The sequence below is a fragment of the Rhizobium sp. BK060 genome, assembly GCF_014193145.1.
GTDB lineage: Bacteria > Pseudomonadota > Alphaproteobacteria > Rhizobiales > Rhizobiaceae > Rhizobium.
Genome location: NZ_JACHYW010000010.1, coordinates 183853 through 199573, shown reverse-complemented (window position 1 = coordinate 199573; position 15721 = coordinate 183853). Strand labels below are relative to the sequence as shown.

Below are 15721 nucleotides of genomic sequence, written 5' to 3'. Positions count from 1 at the left end.
CAGGGAGGAGATGACATGACGGCCATCAATACGATCGCCATCGTTGGCGCAACCGGTCTGGTTGGTGCTGCAGCAACGGAGCATTTTTCAAGTTTGCCCGGGTGGGACGTCGTCACCCTTTCAAGGCGTCTACCGCGCCGGGGCAAACCGGTGCATCACATATCGGCGGACCTGACCGACGCTGTGGCGTGTAGAACTGCTTTTTCCGAAGCTCCTGCGATCACACACGTGCTTTACGCCGCATTGTACGAGCACGAAGACTTGTTGGAAGGGTGGAAAAGCACCGCCCAGGCAGGTATCAATCTTAGCATGCTTCAAAACGTCGTCGACAATGTTGCCGGATCCGGTTTCCGGCACCTGACGATCTTGCAAGGCGGCAAAGCCTACGGTTCGCATCTTGGCAGGGTTCCAGTCCCTGCCAAGGAGCGGTGGCCGCGGATGGACCATCACATCTTTTATTGGCAGCAGGAAGATTATCTCAAGAGCCGATCGGCAGGTGCGAGCTGGAACTACTCCGTTCTTCGGCCGCAACTGATTCTCGGCGACGCGCTGGGCAGCCCAATCAACATCATCGCTGCGCTCGGTGTCTATGCAAGCGTCATGCGCGAATTGGGCAGACCTTTGTTTTTCCCAGGCGGCGGTCAGTATGTCACGGCATGCGCAGACAGCCGCTTGATCGCCCGTGCCGCGGAGTTTTGCTTTGTGGAGAGCAAGGCCGCCGGCGAGACCTACAACGTGGTCAATGGGGATGCCGTGAACTGGCGCGACATTTGGACGCCCGTTGCTGCCCACTTCAACATGCCGGTTGGCTCCGACCAGCCCTTAAAGTTGAGCGAGGAAATGCCTCTCCTTGCCCACTGCTGGGACGCCATCGTGACCAAGTACCAGCTGCAGCCGCTGACGATGAGCGATATCGTGGGAGCCTCTTGGCAAAGCGCCGACCTGACATGGGGCTACGGAAAGGAAAGGCCTTTCGACCGGCTCATGAGCCCGATCAAGCTGCGACAAGCAGGTTTTGCAGATTGCTACGACACAGAGGACGCGATCCTCTATTGGCTGGATCGACTGCAACAGGCCAACATTTTGCCACGCTGACGGTGGAAAACTCGGTGTCTGTGCCGAGTGAACCGCTCGCCTGCCGTAGTGACCGACTGAGATCCTGGACTTGGGCGGACAAATCAGGTCGGGCCGCGGCTGACCCTGACGCTAGGCTCCGCCCACCAGGCCACATGCGAAAGATGAACTCACGGCATCAACCGAGCACGGCTTGGTCCCGCTCTAAGTACGCGGCAACGTGCAAGCACGTGCTGCGATCACCCAAGAGAGGTCCGCGGCCGTCGTCAAGCCCGGTGAGACATAACCAAAATGCCCAAGTCGCAAAGCGTCTCGGCTTTAAATGCGCGTCACACCGATGCCAGTCAGGGCCGATGACAGTTCGTCGGCATGCGCTTTGACTGCCCTGCCGATTTCATCGAGATCAGGCGGCGATACGCGTGAAAGCGGCACCGAGACGGTTAACGCTCCAACGACAATGTCTTCCGACTTGAGGACGCTTGCGACGCCGGCGATGCCGAGCACCCTCTCCTCCACGCTGACGGCGTAGCCCTTCGACCTGACCAGCTCAAGGCCCTGCTGAAGTGCGGCCTCTGTTGTCAGGGTGTGGACCGTAAATGGAACAAGCTCCAGCTTGGAGAAATCGAAATCGGGCAAGGCCGTCAGGATAGCTTTGCCGACCGCGCCGGCATGCAAAGGAAGGCGCACGCCCAGCGGCTGGACGTGTCGTACGAGGTTGGCACTTTCAACACGATGCACATAGGTGCAAAAATTGTCCCCTGGAAGATAGGTCGCGAGGTAACAGGTCTCACCCACCTCGTCCACCAGCCTGCGCATGATCGATCGCGCTATCTGGAGGACAGGCACGACACCGAATACGCGGGCGGACAGCGATACGAGCCTGGAACCAACGACGTAACTTCCATTTTCCGTTTGTTCCGCATACCCGCTTTTCGCAAGATATTGCAGGATCCTGTGGGTCGAGCTGCGGCTATTGCCTGTTTCCTGGGCAATCGCACGAATGCTTGAACCCTCTGGCCGGGCGGCCAGAGAGTAGAGCGTTTCGACAACGAGATTGACAAGCCCGATTGATTGTGGCGCCGCCTCTTCAGGTGTTTGCGTACTGTTTGATTCCGCCATCGCTCTGTGTTGCTTTCTTTTTAATCCCAATAATCTCACGCGCCTCGTCGGGAGACGCAATTTCACGACCCAGATCGCGAGAAATCCTGACGATCTTGTCAACGAGCTCGGCATTGGTTCGAGCATATTCGCCTGGACGGATGAAAGGGTTATCCTCCATGCCGACGCGCACGTGGCCACCCGCCAAAATGACGGACGTCAGGACGTTCCAGTGCTCGTCGGGGTCCATTGTGCTTCCGTTCCAGTTTGCGCCTTTCGGCAGGTGGCTTTTCATGTACAGCACCGCGTCGGCAGTCGGTGGCGTCCACGCTCCGCCCTTCCATCCAAAAAAGCAGGTGATGTAAACGGGCTGCGGAAGCAGACCCTTGTTTATCATACGTTGTGCGTTCCAGAAACCTCCCGTGTGGAATGCCTCGACCTCGATCTTGATTCCCAGCTCGTTGCACAAGGCGCAGTATTCTTCAAGCTCGGTGCGTGAGTGAATGCCATAAATTTCCTTGGGGACGCGGCTTGGATCATAGTCGAAGCACTCATCATGCGCCACGAAGGCCACCGAAAGCATATCCGGCGCATAGGCCCGGATGAGTTCTTTGCGTTGCTCGAAACGACCACCGGCAATGCCGAACTGCATGATCGTGTCGCGCTGGGACACGATAGCCTCCTGCATCGTCCCCCATCCGGGGATCTGCAGGCTCGAAAGCCGCGAGCCATCCGGCTGAGGCGCATCGTCCAGCTTGCGCGGCCCGTGGATGTGACTGATCGCAGCACCGGCATCAATGCCGCCGACATATTCCTTCACAACTGTGTCCATTCCCTTCGGGGTGGGGTTGTGTGGGTTGCCCGGATACGCCGAGTCGCTGTCGCAGGTTACGGTGATGATGAGCTTGTCCATGAGTACCTCTTAGCAGGAACCGCCTTGAGAGTTGTCTATCATCCGGGACGAGGTCCCGTCAATAGGGACGATGTCCCATCATTCCTCTTGACAGTGCCTCCAAAAGTGGCGATTGAGTGTGTGCCTGTCCTCCCTCACAAGACAGTGTCCCAATTAAAGATGTGCTCGCACGATACGCGACTTGGCCGCGCCAAGCACCAACGTTTGGAGAGAACGATGCGTCTGGTAACATTTCACCATCAAGGTACGGCCCGCCCGGGGGTTGTCATTGGCGACAATATTCATGAGATTTCGAGCCACACGGACATCAAGGCAGCGCTGAGCGATGTCGCGGCTATTCGCTACCAGGAGGCGGCTGCGACATCGGTGAACGGGGCTGAGCTGCTGCCGCCGATCACAAACCCGGACAAGATTATTTGCGTCGGGCTCAATTACCTCGATCATCGCATAGAGACCAAGCGTCCCGAGACCGCCTATCCTACGTTGTTCATCCGCTGGCCGAATACGCAGGTGGGACACCGACAGGCTCTTGTTCGGCCAAATGAATCTGCGCGGTTTGACTATGAAGGCGAGGTAGCGATTGTGATTGGCAAGGCCGGTCGGCACATTTCTGCCAATCAGGCCCTGCCGCACGTTGTCGGCTATTCGTGCTATAATGACGGATCAGTTCGCGACTGGCAGAAACATACCAGTCAATTCACGCCGGGAAAGAACTTCGTGGCAAGCGCGGGCTTCGGACCTTGGCTCGTCGTTAACGAGATTCCCGATCCCAGTACCCTGACCCTGACGACTCGTTTGAATGGCGAGACTGTGCAGCAGTCAGGCGTAGACCTGTTGATCTTCTCGATTCCGGAGCTGATCGCCTATATTTCGACCTTCACCGAACTGGCTGTCGGCGACGTCATCGTCACCGGGACCCCTGGCGGCGTCGGCGACCGCCGGGAGCCCCCGCTTTATATGCAACCCGGCGACACTGTCGAAGTTGAAGTGAGCGACATCGGTATATTGACCAATCCGGTGGTCTCCGCGCCATGACAACACGATCGCGAGCATCGCGCCCTGACGTCGAAGGCTGCCTCACCGCTCTTTTGAAACTTCTGGGCGTGAATGGCCTTTACACAAAAAGGGAAGACCTGGCCCGCTATGAAACGGGGGCCCGCTACGGAGTGGGACAAGCTGCGTTCGTTATGAGGCCCGCCTCGACGCAGGACGTTTCACTTGCGTTGAGAACCTGCTTTGACCACAACGTCGCCGTGCTCGCGCAAGGCGCCAATACCGGTCTGGTCGGCGCTTCGACGCCTGATGCAAGCGGGCATCAGGCGGTACTGTCATTTGAACGAATGGCGAGCGGTATACAGCTGAACGCGATAAACCGCTCGGTTGGTGTGTCGGCGGGACTATCTCTGTCGACGTTAAACACGGTCCTCGAAAACGCCGGCCTATGGTTTCCGATCGATCTGGGCGCCGATCCCACTATCGGCGGAATGATCGCCACCAACACCGGCGGGACACGGTTCATTCGTTACGGCGATGTGCGACGAAACGTGCTTGGCCTAGAGGTAGTCCTTTATGACGGGACGATCCTGAATTTGATGGATCAGGTTCGCAAAAACAATACGGGCTTTGACGCCAAGCAATTGTTCATTGGCACCAGCGGCCAGTTCGGCATTGTCACGCGGGCCGTGCTCGAGGTCCAACCGCTTCCCAAGAATACCGCAACTGCACTCATGGTCCCAACTTCCAGCGCCGGCGCGCTTGATATCCTGGTTCGTCTGGAAGATCGCTTCGGTCCGCAGCTGACATCGTTCGAAGGAATATCGGAGACGGCACTTGCCGTGGTCTTCGGTGAAGTGCCCCAGTTGCGCAATCCGTTCCTCACCGAGCCGCTTCCACCTTATGCCTTGCTGATTGAAGTGAGCAGTTGGAATAGTGGTGGCACCGGCGGTGACATTGAAGATGACCTTGCGCGAGAACTGGAACGCGCCTTCGAAGACGGCATGATCGAAAATGCGTTTACGCAAGATCCGGTGAACCTTTGGTCTATTCGCCATCATATTTCCGACAGTTTGAAACGGAGGGGAAAGGTCATCGCGCTCGATGTCTCGGTCCCTCGCGACCGTTTCATCCAGTTTCGTGAAGAAGCCTGCGAGCGGGTCCTGCGCCAGGCAGATTTCGTCATGATCGTGGATTTCGGCCACCTGGGTGACGGCGGTGTGCATTTCAACATGATCTGGCCGCACGATGTTCCATATGATGTGGAACTGGTCGAAGAGCTGCGAACCACGGTTTATGATCTTGTCGCCAGCCATGGGGGAAGCTTTAGCGCTGAACACGGCATCGGGCCATTTAATGCCCACTTCTATAAACGCTACGTCCCGGCGGCCAAGCAGAAAATAGAACATCTGCTCGGACAAGCACTTGCATGTCTGGAGAAAGACAAGTCTTGAGCGAGGCCCGTCAGATCAGCTGTGACGTTCTGATAATCGGCGCAGGCTCTGCCGGTTGCGTTGTCGCCAGTCGGTTGTCTGAGGACCCCAGCCTCAAGGTAGTCTTGGCAGAAGCAGGATCGGATTTTGGCCCCGACGAAAACGCGGAAATCGCCAACCTCTATCCGCTATCCTACTTCAACCCAGACTATTTATGGCCGAACACGATGGCGAGGTGGTCGCAGGCGTCGCCCCAGACACCGTTTCCTGTAGGGCGGGGCGTTGGGGGCAGTTCCCTGGTTATGGGAATGTGGGCTCTGCGAGGCTTTCCTCAGGACTACGATGAATGGGAACAGGGGGGCGCGACGGGTTGGAACTGGACGACCCTCCTTCCTTACTTCGATCGCATTGAAAACGATCTCGATTTTCCGCGGGCCGGCGATCCGGGACCTGTTGCCATCCACAGACAGAAAGAGGCGACATGGCCCGTCTTCACACGCCGGGTCGTTGAAGCGGCCAAGCAGCAGCGGCTCAAATATATACCGGATATAAACACGCAGTTTGAGGACGGGATCTACAGGGTTCCTATCTCCGCCACGCATTCGAGCCGAGTTTCGACGGCCCGGGCATATCTGTCGGCGGAGGTGAGAAGGCGACGCAATCTCCTCATTCTCTCTGACGCCGAATGTGAGAGGCTGCTTGTGGCCGATAAGAATGTCACGGGCGCTGTCTTGCGTCGGAGGAACGGACCGGTCCACGTTCGGACTCGGCTGACGGTTTTGTCAGCAGGTGCGATCGGGTCCCCCCGCCTCTTGATGAAATCGGGGATTGCAAATGCGATCGAGCTCAAAAATGTCGGAATAGATGTTGTCCACCATCTTCCGGCGGTTGGAAAGAATCTGCAAAATCACGCCGGAGTGACATTGGGGGTGCATCTTTCCCAGGCTGCAGCGTCTACGCCGATCAGCCAGAATTCTGCCTTTGTCGCCATTCGAGCCTCGTCGACCATGATGCGGTCAGACCTTTATTTTTCTGTCCTTGACCGAACGAGCTGGAGCTACTTTGGGGCGCGCGTTGCCGCCATCAATACGGTTCTCCACAAACCCTTCTCACGCGGGAGAGTGATGCTGGAGCGTATCTCTGGCGGACTAAAGGTCACTCCGGAGTTTCAATTCCTGTCTGACGAGCGCGACGGTCCACGTCTGTTTCGGGCACTCCTTCTGGCGGATGCGCTCATTCAATCCACGTCGGTCCGTCCGCTGGTGCGCCAGACTGGGATTGTAAAGATGAGTAACCTGATACGCCGCATCACCAAGCGGAGCACCGCCAATTCTATCTTCGACCATGTGTCCGGAGCCCTTCTGCCCCGCATGCCTGCCGTCGAGGCTCAGATCATCCGACAGATCCTCCGGACTGCCCCGCAAGACACAGGCCCAAGCGACATCATGCTGGCTTCGCAAGGGTTGTCGAACATGGTCACGGGGCTCTTTCATCCGGTCGGGAGCTGCCGGATGGGCGCTCGTGACGACGATGCCGCTGTGGTGACATCCGACGGTCTCGTCAGAGGCCTGAGCGGGCTCTGTGTTTGTGACGCATCGATCATGCCCAGCATCCCACGGGCGAACACGAACCTTCCAACCATGATGATTGGCGAGCGCATGTCGGACATCATCAAAGACATGCTTCGGCAACAACCAGCTTAGACGAACGACCAAGGAGAGCTGCCACATGAAGATACTCGTCCCGGTGAAGCGGGTGGTGGACTACAACGTCAAGATCCGGGTCAATCCGGACGGCAGCGGTGTCGAGCTTGCGAATGTGAAAATGTCGATGAACCCGCTCGACGAAATTTCCGTCGAAGAGGCACTGCGTTTGAAAGAAAAGGGCAAGGCAGAGGAAGTGGTCGTTGTCTCCATCGGTCCAGCCAAGGCCGAAGAGACGTTGCGCACCGCACTTGCCATGGGCGCCGACCGCGCCATCCTTGTCGAGACAAATGAGGTCGTTGAACCGCTTGCTGTCGCAAAAATCCTCAAGGCGATCGCCGACGAGGAAAAGCCAGGCCTGATCATTTTGGGCAAGCAGGCAATCGATGACGATTGCAACCAAACCGGACAGATGCTTGCGGCTCTTCTTGGCAGTGGGCAGGCGACCTTCGCCTCAAAAATAGAGATGGACAGGGACAGCGCCACAGTGACCCGCGAGGTCGATGGCGGGCTGCAGACGATCGGAATCAAGCTTCCGGCTGTCGTCACGAGCGACCTGCGTCTCAATGAGCCGCGATACGCATCTTTGCCAAATATCATGAAGGCGAAGAAGAAACCGCTTGAAAAGAAAAGCCCGGCTGACTTTGCCATATCCGTCGAGCGGCGCCTGGTTGTGTTGAAAACCGAGGAGCCTTCCCGCCGCAAAGCCGGCGTGAAGGTGGCGTCGGTAGCGGACCTCATCGCCAGTCTCAACGCTGCCGGTGTGCTCTGATTTAGAACCGAATGGACTGAGGAAACAATACCGTGACTATTCTTCTTGTGGCGGAACATGACGATTCCGGACTGAATGACCAGACGGCGAAAGCGCTGACTGCAGCACAGCAGATCGGCGGAGAGATCCATATCCTTGTCGCCGGTGCCAACGCGACTGACGCTGCGAACGCGGCCGCCAAGCTTTCCGGCGTCTCCAAGGTGCTTCTCGCACAGCATCCGTCCTATGGTCACAAATTGGCCGAGGCGCTTGCGGCGCTTATCGTATCGCTTGCGGGTCCCTATGACGTAGTCATCGCGCCGGCAACGGCCTCGGCAAAGACTATCCTGCCGCGCGTCGCTGCCCTGCTCGACGTCATGCAGATTTCGGACATCGTGGACGTTGTGTCTCAGGACACGTTCAAACGCCCGATCTATGCCGGCAATGCTATTCAGACAGTTCAGTCGAACGAGGCAAAAAAGGTCATTACGGTGCGCACGGGATCTTTCGCAACAGCCGGCGGCGATGGGTCTGCTTCGATTGACATCATAGCGGCCGCCGCCGATCCCGAATTGTCGTGGTTCGTATCCGAGGACCTTGCCGCCTCCGAACGGCCGGAGCTTACCTCTGCCAGGATCATTGTCGCCGGAGGTCGTGCCTTGGGCTCTGCGGATCAATTCAACGAGATGCTGATGCCCCTGGCCGACAAGCTTGGCGCCGCAATCGGTGCGTCGCGTGCCGCAGTCGATGCGGGCTATGCGCCAAACGACTGGCAGGTCGGGCAAACGGGCAAGATTGTCGCCCCGGATCTGTATGTCGCGGTGGGTATCTCAGGTGCCATACAGCACCTCGCCGGCATGAAGGACAGCAAGGTGATCGTTGCCATCAACAAGGATGAAGACGCTCCAATCTTTCAAGTCGCAGACTATGGCCTTGTCGCCGACCTCTTTGAGGCCCTCCCCCAGTTAAAAACAGCATTGTAAGCGAGCCAGAGATGACAAAAGTTCTGTTCGTCGGCCGCGAAGGCTCGCAAGAGCCCCGCGTGTCGGCTTCCCCTGACACGGTGAAGCGTTTCACGGCACTTGGTTTTTCAGTACGGGTCGAAGAAGGGGCAGGCATTGCCTCTGGCATCCCCGACGCCGAGTTCGTGGCTGCCGGGGCGACGATCGCGTCGTCTGGCGATGTTCAGTCGGCAGACATTATCATCAAGCTTGCCCGACCAACGCCTACCGAACACGCATCATACCGTCCGGGATCGGTCGTCATTGCCATCATGGACCCTTATGGCAATGAGGCGGCACTTTCCGAAATGGCAAAGGCCGGGCTCACATCCTTCGCGATCGATCTGATGCCCCGGATTACGCGTGCTCAATCCATGGATGCCCTGTCGTCCCAGGCAAACCTTGCGGGCTATCGCGCCGTCGTTGATGCCTCGCACGCGTTCGGTCGCGCCATGCCGATGATGATGACAGCGGCTGGGACCGTTCCCGCGGCGAAGGTGTTTGTCATGGGAGCTGGGGTCTCGGGATTGCAGGCGATCGCGACGGCTCGCCGACTTGGCGCTGTTGTGACAGCGACTGACGTGCGACCGGCAGCAAAGGAACAGGTTGCCTCTCTGGGTGCTAAGTTCATTGCAGTCGAAGACGACGAGTTCAGAGCAGCCGAGACCACCGCGGGATACGCCAAGCCGATGTCGCAAGCGTATCAGGTCAAGCAAGCCGCCTTGGTGGCCGACCATATTGCGAAACAGGATATCGTCATCACCACGGCCCTTATTCCGGGCCGACCGGCGCCGAGGCTGGTCAGTCGAGCAATGCTTGCGACAATGAAGCCAGGGTCTATTGCCGTCGATCTTGCCGTGGAACGCGGAGGCAATATCGAGGGGTCCCAACCGGGCGAAACGACGACAGTCGAGGGCGTGACGGTGATCGGATATGTCAACGTTGCGGGACGGATAGCGGCATCCGCATCGGCACTTTATGCCCGCAACGTTTTCGCTTTTCTGGAAACGATGGTCGAGCGAAATACCAAACAATTCGTAATCGATCCGGAAGACGAACTTATCAAAGCAACCATGCTGACCCATTCAGGCAAGGTCGTGCACCCGTCTTTCGCGACTATCGTCAATGCAACCCCGCCCAATAGTGAGGAGAGGATCTGATGGCCAATCAAGCCATGAATACGGCGCTGGAGCAACTCGACAATGCCGTCAACGCCGTAGTGAGCGCAGCGGCCCAGGCTCCCGAGGCCGCGAGCGCTGTGACAGGAGGCGCAATCGATCCCTTCGTCTTTCGGTTGGCTATCTTCGTGTTGTCGATCTTCGTCGGTTATTACGTCGTCTGGTCGGTGACGCCGGCGCTGCATACGCCTCTGATGGCCGTTACCAATGCGATCTCATCGGTCATCGTCGTCGGGGCTCTGCTGGCCGTCGGCATTCCGTCGAGCGGTCTTGCCACGGGCTTTGGTTTCGTGGCGCTGGTTCTCGTGTCGGTAAACATCTTCGGCGGGTTCCTCGTGACCAGCAGAATGCTTGCCATGTACAAGAAAAAAGAACGCTGACGGGATCAGAGACACACATGACGCAAAATCTCGCAGCCTTGCTTTACCTCATTTCTGGGGTCCTTTTTATCGTAGCTCTCCGAGGCCTTTCTCACCCGACAACTGCGCGCAGGGGAAATCTGTACGGCATAGTCGGCATGGCCATAGCCATCGCAACGACGCTTCTTCTGACCACGCCGACTTGGACCGGGTCTGCCTTGATCCTGGGAGCTCTTGTTCTCGGCGGCGCCACGGGCGCCTACATCGCCCGCACCATACCGATGACAGCGATGCCGCAGCTTGTGGCAGGCTTCCATTCCCTCGTTGGCCTTGCCGCCGTGATGGTCGCGGCGGCAGCGCTTAACGCGCCGTCGGCCTTCGGGATTGGCGACAAAGGTCATATTCATTCCCAAGCTCTGGTCGAAATCGCATTCGGAGCGGCAATCGGAGCGGTGACCTTTTCTGGCTCCATCATCGCATTCCTGAAGCTCGAAGGACGCATGTCGGGCAGGCCGGTTATCTTACCCTTCAGACACGCGATCAATATCGCACTGCTTGCAGTGATTGGGATTTTTATATTCGGCCTTGTGCAGACCGAAAGCCACATGGATTTCTGGCTCGTAGTGGCCCCGGCTTTGGTCCTTGGGATCCTTCTCATCATCTCAATCGGTGGCGCAGATATGCCCGTTGTGGTGTCGATGCTGAATTCCTATTCGGGATGGGCTGCGGCAGGTATCGGTTTTACGCTTGGCAATCTCGCGTTGATCATCACCGGTGCACTGGTCGGTTCGTCGGGCGCTATCTTATCTTACATCATGTGCAAAGGCATGAATCGCTCGTTCATTTCGGTCATCCTGGGCGGCTTTGGCGGCGATACGTCGGTTGGTCCTGGGGAGGACGGGGAGCAGCGGACGGTAAAGCAGGGCTCAGCCGATGATGCAGCCTTCCTGATGCAAAATGCGTCAAAGGTGATAATCGTTCCTGGTTACGGCATGGCGGTAGCGCAGGCCCAACATGCTTTGCGCGAATTGAGCGACACCTTGAAGGCCAAGGGCGTGCAAGTAAAATACGCGATCCATCCGGTCGCCGGTCGTATGCCTGGCCACATGAATGTCCTGCTCGCCGAGGCAAATGTTCCCTATGATGAAGTCTTCGAGCTCGAAGACATCAACACCGAGTTTGGACAAGCGGACGTGGCCTACGTTATCGGCGCAAATGACGTGACTAATCCGGCGGCCCGCGACGACAGATCATCCCCGATCTATGGCATGCCGATCCTTGACGTCGATAAGGCAAAGATATGCCTCTTTGTCAAACGCTCGCTTGGCTCCGGTTATGCCGGCATCGACAACACATTGTTCTACAAGGATGGGACAATGATGCTGCTGGGGGATGCGAAAAAAATGAATGAAGACATCGTCAAGGCTCTAAAGCATTAAGCTTGCGAACCGGCGCGCCCAATGCCGTTTCGCATCTTCTGCAACCAGGAAATGCGATGCATTGGTTAGTGAGCTGTGGAGATCCAAATCCTGCGACGCGTGACGTAAAGCAGCTGGCATGGCTTAGGCTATGCCACTACACGAATGCCGCGGTTTCACCGCGCCATTTTACGCAATTTGCGCAGGGTTTGAGGGACGGATCGGCTATCGGGCTGGGCGTTACAATCGGACGCTGATTACGCGGGTCAGCAAGCTCGAGCTGCGGGTGCCGCAGGATCGCGATGGGCGGTTTTCAACTGAGCTATTTCGAGCACTATCAACGCTCCGAAGGGTCGCATCATGGCCGATGACCATGCCGGCCTGCATGCAGCCGTTCGCGAGGTTCTGCCCGACGCATGGTTCCAGTGCTGCAATGTGCACTTCCTCCGCAACGCACTCGATCACGTGCCCCACAAAACAGACGACGCTTGCCTCCAGGAACAGCGTTGGATCATGACCGCCGCGAATTATCAGAGGCCAAGAGCAACCTCGCTCCCTGGCTGAGGAAATGGTCGCCGCGATACCCCAAACTCGCCGGTTGGGCGGAGGAGACCGTCGATGAGACTTTCACTTTTACCGTCCACCGCGCCAGCACCGAAACACATGAAGTCTACGAGCATGCTTGGGCGTTTCAATGAGGCGATCAAACGGACAACCGTGCTGCGCACCTTGCCCAACGTAGACAGTTGCCTACGCCTCATCCGCTCGCTCGCCGTCGAGAAACCACGAAAACCGGCTTGAAGCCAACCGCTATGTCAACATGAACGATTTGATGAAGATGAAGAATGCGTCAAGCTGCTGACCAGCAAGCCACTATTTGCATGACTTGCCGTAAACGACCGGATTATCCCAATTTCTTCGCCTGAGGATCTCCTTCACGGCTGCCAGCATCCATGCGGACGACCGGCCCTCGTCTTAGAACTGGGCCGCATTGGCGACGGAATTTGAACTCTGGCTTTTCGATCCAGCAAACGGCACAAGGTGACAGGTGCGACTAACGTCCGGCTGAGAAGCAGCATTGTGATGGCGCTTCTCCGCCCAGAGTTCACCATCAAAGGAACCCGGTCGAGAACCAAGGAACAAGTGCGACGATGACCACGCCGATAAGGATAACGAAAAGGTAGGGTGCAATTGCCTTCATAGCCGTCGCCGGGCTGACCTGGCTTATCGCGCAGGTCATGTAGAACCCGACACCAAATGGCGGTGTGAAGAGGCCAAGGCCACATGACAAAACAGCCACGATTGCATATTGGACGTCGGAAATACCGAGGTTCTTTGCAACAGGAAAGAGCAGCGGTCCGAGAATGACAAGGGCGGGCACGCCTTCGAGCACGCTTCCTAGAACAAAGAAGATGACGACCGAGACGAGCATGAAGGTCGCTGCCCCTCCAGGTAGAGCGTTGGCGAATGCTTGTATAGTATTGCCGAAGCCGGATTGGATGAACGCCCAGCCCATCGCATTCGCCATGGCCAGGATGATAAAAATTGTTCCCGTGAGGACTGCGGCTTCCTTCATGGCGTGGTAAACGGCCCTGAGATTGAGGGTCCGCTGGATGATAAGCGATGCGATAAGGATGTAGGCAATACCGACGGTGGCAACCTCTGTTGCGGTTGCGATCCCCTCGACGACTACGATCCGGATCAAGAATGGCAGGACCAGGACCGGAATGGCGGCGATTCCGGTTTTCACGCATAGACGCCAATCGAATTTCTTGTTGTGAGATGTATCTGAACCGCGGCTGCGCCACCGGGCGAGAGCGCACAGCATAAGAGCCAGCAACAAGGACGGTACCCAGCCGGCCGTGAACAGGGCGCCGATCGACACGCCGGTCAGGGCGCCGATCATGATCAGCAGGAGACTTGGCGGTATCGTCTCTGACATCGCACTGGACGCTGCAAGAAGCGAGACAAGTTCTCCCTCGTCCTCTCCTCGTTTTTTCATTTCCGGCAGCAGCACGGGAGCAATGGCAGCGATATCGGCTGCCTTTGCTCCGGATATGCCTGACACGAGAACCATCGCCCCGATCAGCACATATTGCAGGCCGGCTTTGACGTGGCCCAGCAGCGATGCCAGGAATTCCACCAGACGGCGAGCCATTCCTGTTGACGTGATGAGGGACCCCAGAACGACAAAAAGGGGGACAGCCAGATACAGGACGTGGGCCATGCCCGTTTCCATCCGGGTCACGACGATACTCATGGGAGCAAACGTGGCCAAACCGACATATGCCATCGCAGCCAAGCCAAACGCGAAGGCGATAGGAACTCCCAAAACCATCGATGTGCCGCCAACACCGATGAAAAAGATGAGCAGGTTCCAGTTGCCCAGATTGACGAAAGCCCCCCTGCCGAAAAAGTATGCGGCCACCAACACCACGACGAGTGCCACAGCACAGACAAGGGTCTTGATATCCGTTGTCGATGAAGCCAATCGCCATAGACTGAGCAGGCCGATCAAGGTCAAGCCAACCGTCAGGGCACCTGAAGTCCATGAGGGTGAGATGCCCAGCGATGGGGACATGAGGTCTGCGTCGCCGATGACGTGCATGAGCGAGAAGTAAGCAAGCGGCAGGCAGACGATACACACTATGAGGGACGAAAACATTTCAAGGTTCTGTTGTGTTTTCGTGGATTCGAGGCGACCGAGGATACTGCTCAAACCGAGATGCTGACGCCGATGAAAGGCGATGACGGCGCCAAGCATGGCCTGCCAAACGATCACAAGCTCGGCAAGTTCATCAGACCAGGTCAAGGGCATATCCAAGACGTAGCGAAAGATGACAGCGGCGCCCAGAACGATAAGCTCGACGATCACGAGGATTCCCGCGGCATGCTCGATCCACTGAATGGGATGGTCGAGCCACCGCGACGACGTGCTCGACGGTCCCTCGGCAAGTGTTGCATTCAGGTCCATTAAAGTCTCCTCCCGCGATTGCGGACTCGATCCGGTGTCACGGACCGGCGAACTGATCCATTGAATTAAGAAACAATGACGGACCGCCCTCCCCTCGTCGCTCAGAACGATTGCGACAGGCCGCGGCCTCGTTTCCGTGTCCTTTCTGCGCCTCCTCCCGAAAGCACGTCCCTTTTAACGGGACATCGACCCAGCTTATTTATATCGCCCTCTACTGCCTGTCAACGGCCCGACCAGACCGACAAAGTTGTTTCGACTGGCCGCAACGGGTTAATCAAGGCTAAACACCGGTGGCCAGCCGCTACAGCGTCAGGACTTCGGCAAGCGGCACATTGACGCGGATGACCGCGTAGCCGTTCTGAGCGACCTGCTTGGCGCCGCCGTCCGACATGAACCGGCCATCTCTCGTTCGCACCAGTTGCCAGTCGTCGGCGTGAAGACCATCCGGAAACTTGGCGCCCTCCTCGATAACCAACCAGAAGACGGGCTTTGCTTGTGCACAAAATCACAATAAAACGTCATCGGGACCTCATGTTCAGGGCTTGAGTTGCGTGTAATCGTCGTCGATGTCTTTGACGGTGACATTCTGCTTGTAAAAGCTGACGCCCCGAAGAGAGATTTCGTCTCGTACTTCGCCATGCACTCTTTCATCCGCGCGCTCTTCGACACGTACCCAATCGGTCTGATCCAAGGAGCTGGGAAAAACGGTGCCGATCATCAAGACCATCCGATAGTCCGGGCAGCGAATGTGTCGGTAATAAATAAAACGGTTCATAGGCTCTCCTCGCCATTTCGTCCCGTTTATCGGGACCTTGACCCAAGACGA

Annotated in this window: 14 protein-coding genes and 1 pseudogene; 10 read left to right on the top strand and 5 right to left on the bottom strand. The window is 57.3% G+C overall.

Going from position 1 to position 15721, the window contains the following annotated elements; genetic code table 11:
- Nucleotides 1–15: 15 nt before the first annotated feature.
- The gene (locus FHT71_RS13660) at nucleotides 16–1095 is read left to right on the top strand and encodes an NAD-dependent epimerase/dehydratase family protein (RefSeq protein ID WP_183720282.1); all 1080 of its coding nucleotides are present in this window, start codon (nucleotides 16–18) and stop codon (nucleotides 1093–1095) included.
- Between the two features lie 297 nt (nucleotides 1096–1392).
- Here FHT71_RS13660 and FHT71_RS13655 read toward each other — a convergent pair whose 3' ends face one another.
- Together FHT71_RS13655 and FHT71_RS13650 are read right to left on the bottom strand one after the other, a co-directional pair.
- A complete protein-coding gene (locus FHT71_RS13655) occupies nucleotides 1393–2193 on the bottom strand; it encodes an IclR family transcriptional regulator (protein ID WP_183720280.1) in 801 nt (266 codons plus the stop codon).
- Complete coding sequence (locus tag FHT71_RS13650; protein WP_183720277.1) at nucleotides 2162–3085, bottom strand: 3-keto-5-aminohexanoate cleavage protein; 924 nt, start codon at nucleotides 3083–3085, stop codon at nucleotides 2162–2164. The genes FHT71_RS13655 and FHT71_RS13650 overlap by 32 nt, the downstream gene beginning before the upstream one ends.
- Nucleotides 3086–3301: 216 nt before the next feature.
- Here FHT71_RS13650 and FHT71_RS13645 point away from each other — a divergent pair, with 216 nt between their 5' ends.
- The 9 genes and pseudogenes from FHT71_RS13645 to FHT71_RS31635 form a co-directional block, all read left to right on the top strand.
- On the top strand, nucleotides 3302–4120 hold the full coding sequence (locus tag FHT71_RS13645; protein ID WP_183720274.1) for a fumarylacetoacetate hydrolase family protein: 819 nt from the start codon (nucleotides 3302–3304) through the stop codon (nucleotides 4118–4120).
- Nucleotides 4117–5532: an FAD-binding oxidoreductase gene (locus tag FHT71_RS13640; protein ID WP_183720271.1), complete on the top strand. Its 1416-nt coding sequence runs from the start codon at nucleotides 4117–4119 to the stop codon at nucleotides 5530–5532. The genes FHT71_RS13645 and FHT71_RS13640 overlap by 4 nt, the downstream gene beginning before the upstream one ends.
- Nucleotides 5508–7214: a GMC family oxidoreductase N-terminal domain-containing protein gene (locus tag FHT71_RS32340; RefSeq protein ID WP_348649304.1), complete on the top strand. Its 1707-nt coding sequence runs from the start codon at nucleotides 5508–5510 to the stop codon at nucleotides 7212–7214. The genes FHT71_RS13640 and FHT71_RS32340 overlap by 25 nt, the downstream gene beginning before the upstream one ends.
- A gap of 25 nt (nucleotides 7215–7239) precedes the next feature.
- Nucleotides 7240–7986 (top strand): electron transfer flavoprotein subunit beta/FixA family protein, encoded by a 747-nt coding sequence (locus tag FHT71_RS13630; protein WP_183720265.1) that lies wholly within the window; start codon nucleotides 7240–7242, stop codon nucleotides 7984–7986.
- A gap of 32 nt (nucleotides 7987–8018) precedes the next feature.
- Entirely contained in the window at nucleotides 8019–8948 is a 930-nt protein-coding gene (locus FHT71_RS13625; RefSeq protein ID WP_183720262.1) for an electron transfer flavoprotein subunit alpha/FixB family protein, read from the top strand.
- 11 nt (nucleotides 8949–8959) lie between these two features.
- On the top strand, nucleotides 8960–10126 hold the full coding sequence (locus FHT71_RS13620) for a Re/Si-specific NAD(P)(+) transhydrogenase subunit alpha (RefSeq protein WP_183720259.1): 1167 nt from the start codon (nucleotides 8960–8962) through the stop codon (nucleotides 10124–10126).
- Entirely contained in the window at nucleotides 10126–10524 is a 399-nt protein-coding gene (locus FHT71_RS13615) for a proton-translocating transhydrogenase family protein (RefSeq protein ID WP_183720256.1), read from the top strand. Before FHT71_RS13620 ends, FHT71_RS13615 begins: the two co-directional genes overlap by 1 nt.
- 17 nt (nucleotides 10525–10541) lie before the next feature.
- On the top strand, nucleotides 10542–11942 hold the full coding sequence (locus FHT71_RS13610; protein WP_183720253.1) for an NAD(P)(+) transhydrogenase (Re/Si-specific) subunit beta: 1401 nt from the start codon (nucleotides 10542–10544) through the stop codon (nucleotides 11940–11942).
- Between the two features lie 196 nt (nucleotides 11943–12138).
- A pseudogene (locus tag FHT71_RS31635) lies at nucleotides 12139–12783 on the top strand (transposase); the annotation flags it as partial.
- 249 nt (nucleotides 12784–13032) lie between these two features.
- Here FHT71_RS31635 and FHT71_RS13595 read toward each other — a convergent pair.
- The 3 genes from FHT71_RS13595 to FHT71_RS13585 form a co-directional block, all read right to left on the bottom strand.
- Entirely contained in the window at nucleotides 13033–14895 is a 1863-nt protein-coding gene (locus FHT71_RS13595) for a TRAP transporter large permease subunit (RefSeq protein ID WP_183720244.1), read from the bottom strand.
- Nucleotides 14896–15196: 301 nt separating this feature from the next.
- Entirely contained in the window at nucleotides 15197–15370 is a 174-nt protein-coding gene (locus FHT71_RS13590; RefSeq protein WP_183720241.1) for a hypothetical protein, read from the bottom strand.
- 60 nt (nucleotides 15371–15430) lie between these two features.
- The gene (locus FHT71_RS13585) at nucleotides 15431–15670 is read right to left on the bottom strand and encodes a hypothetical protein (RefSeq protein WP_183720238.1); all 240 of its coding nucleotides are present in this window, start codon (nucleotides 15668–15670) and stop codon (nucleotides 15431–15433) included.
- Nucleotides 15671–15721 lie beyond the last annotated feature (51 nt).

Coding starts and splice junctions, on each gene's coding strand:
- FHT71_RS13585 (WP_183720238.1), bottom strand. CDS start 15,670: ATGAACCGTTTTATTTATTACCGACACATTCGCTGCCCGGACTATCGG.
- FHT71_RS13660 (WP_183720282.1), top strand. CDS start 16: ATGACGGCCATCAATACGATCGCCATCGTTGGCGCAACCGGTCTGGTT.
- FHT71_RS13610 (WP_183720253.1), top strand. CDS start 10,542: ATGACGCAAAATCTCGCAGCCTTGCTTTACCTCATTTCTGGGGTCCTT.
- FHT71_RS13595 (WP_183720244.1), bottom strand. CDS start 14,895: ATGGACCTGAATGCAACACTTGCCGAGGGACCGTCGAGCACGTCGTCG.
- FHT71_RS32340 (WP_348649304.1), top strand. CDS start 5,508: ATGTCTGGAGAAAGACAAGTCTTGAGCGAGGCCCGTCAGATCAGCTGT.
- FHT71_RS13640 (WP_183720271.1), top strand. CDS start 4,117: ATGACAACACGATCGCGAGCATCGCGCCCTGACGTCGAAGGCTGCCTC.
- FHT71_RS13655 (WP_183720280.1), bottom strand. CDS start 2,193: ATGGCGGAATCAAACAGTACGCAAACACCTGAAGAGGCGGCGCCACAA.
- FHT71_RS13620 (WP_183720259.1), top strand. CDS start 8,960: ATGACAAAAGTTCTGTTCGTCGGCCGCGAAGGCTCGCAAGAGCCCCGC.
- FHT71_RS13650 (WP_183720277.1), bottom strand. CDS start 3,085: ATGGACAAGCTCATCATCACCGTAACCTGCGACAGCGACTCGGCGTAT.
- FHT71_RS13615 (WP_183720256.1), top strand. CDS start 10,126: ATGGCCAATCAAGCCATGAATACGGCGCTGGAGCAACTCGACAATGCC.
- FHT71_RS13630 (WP_183720265.1), top strand. CDS start 7,240: ATGAAGATACTCGTCCCGGTGAAGCGGGTGGTGGACTACAACGTCAAG.
- FHT71_RS13645 (WP_183720274.1), top strand. CDS start 3,302: ATGCGTCTGGTAACATTTCACCATCAAGGTACGGCCCGCCCGGGGGTT.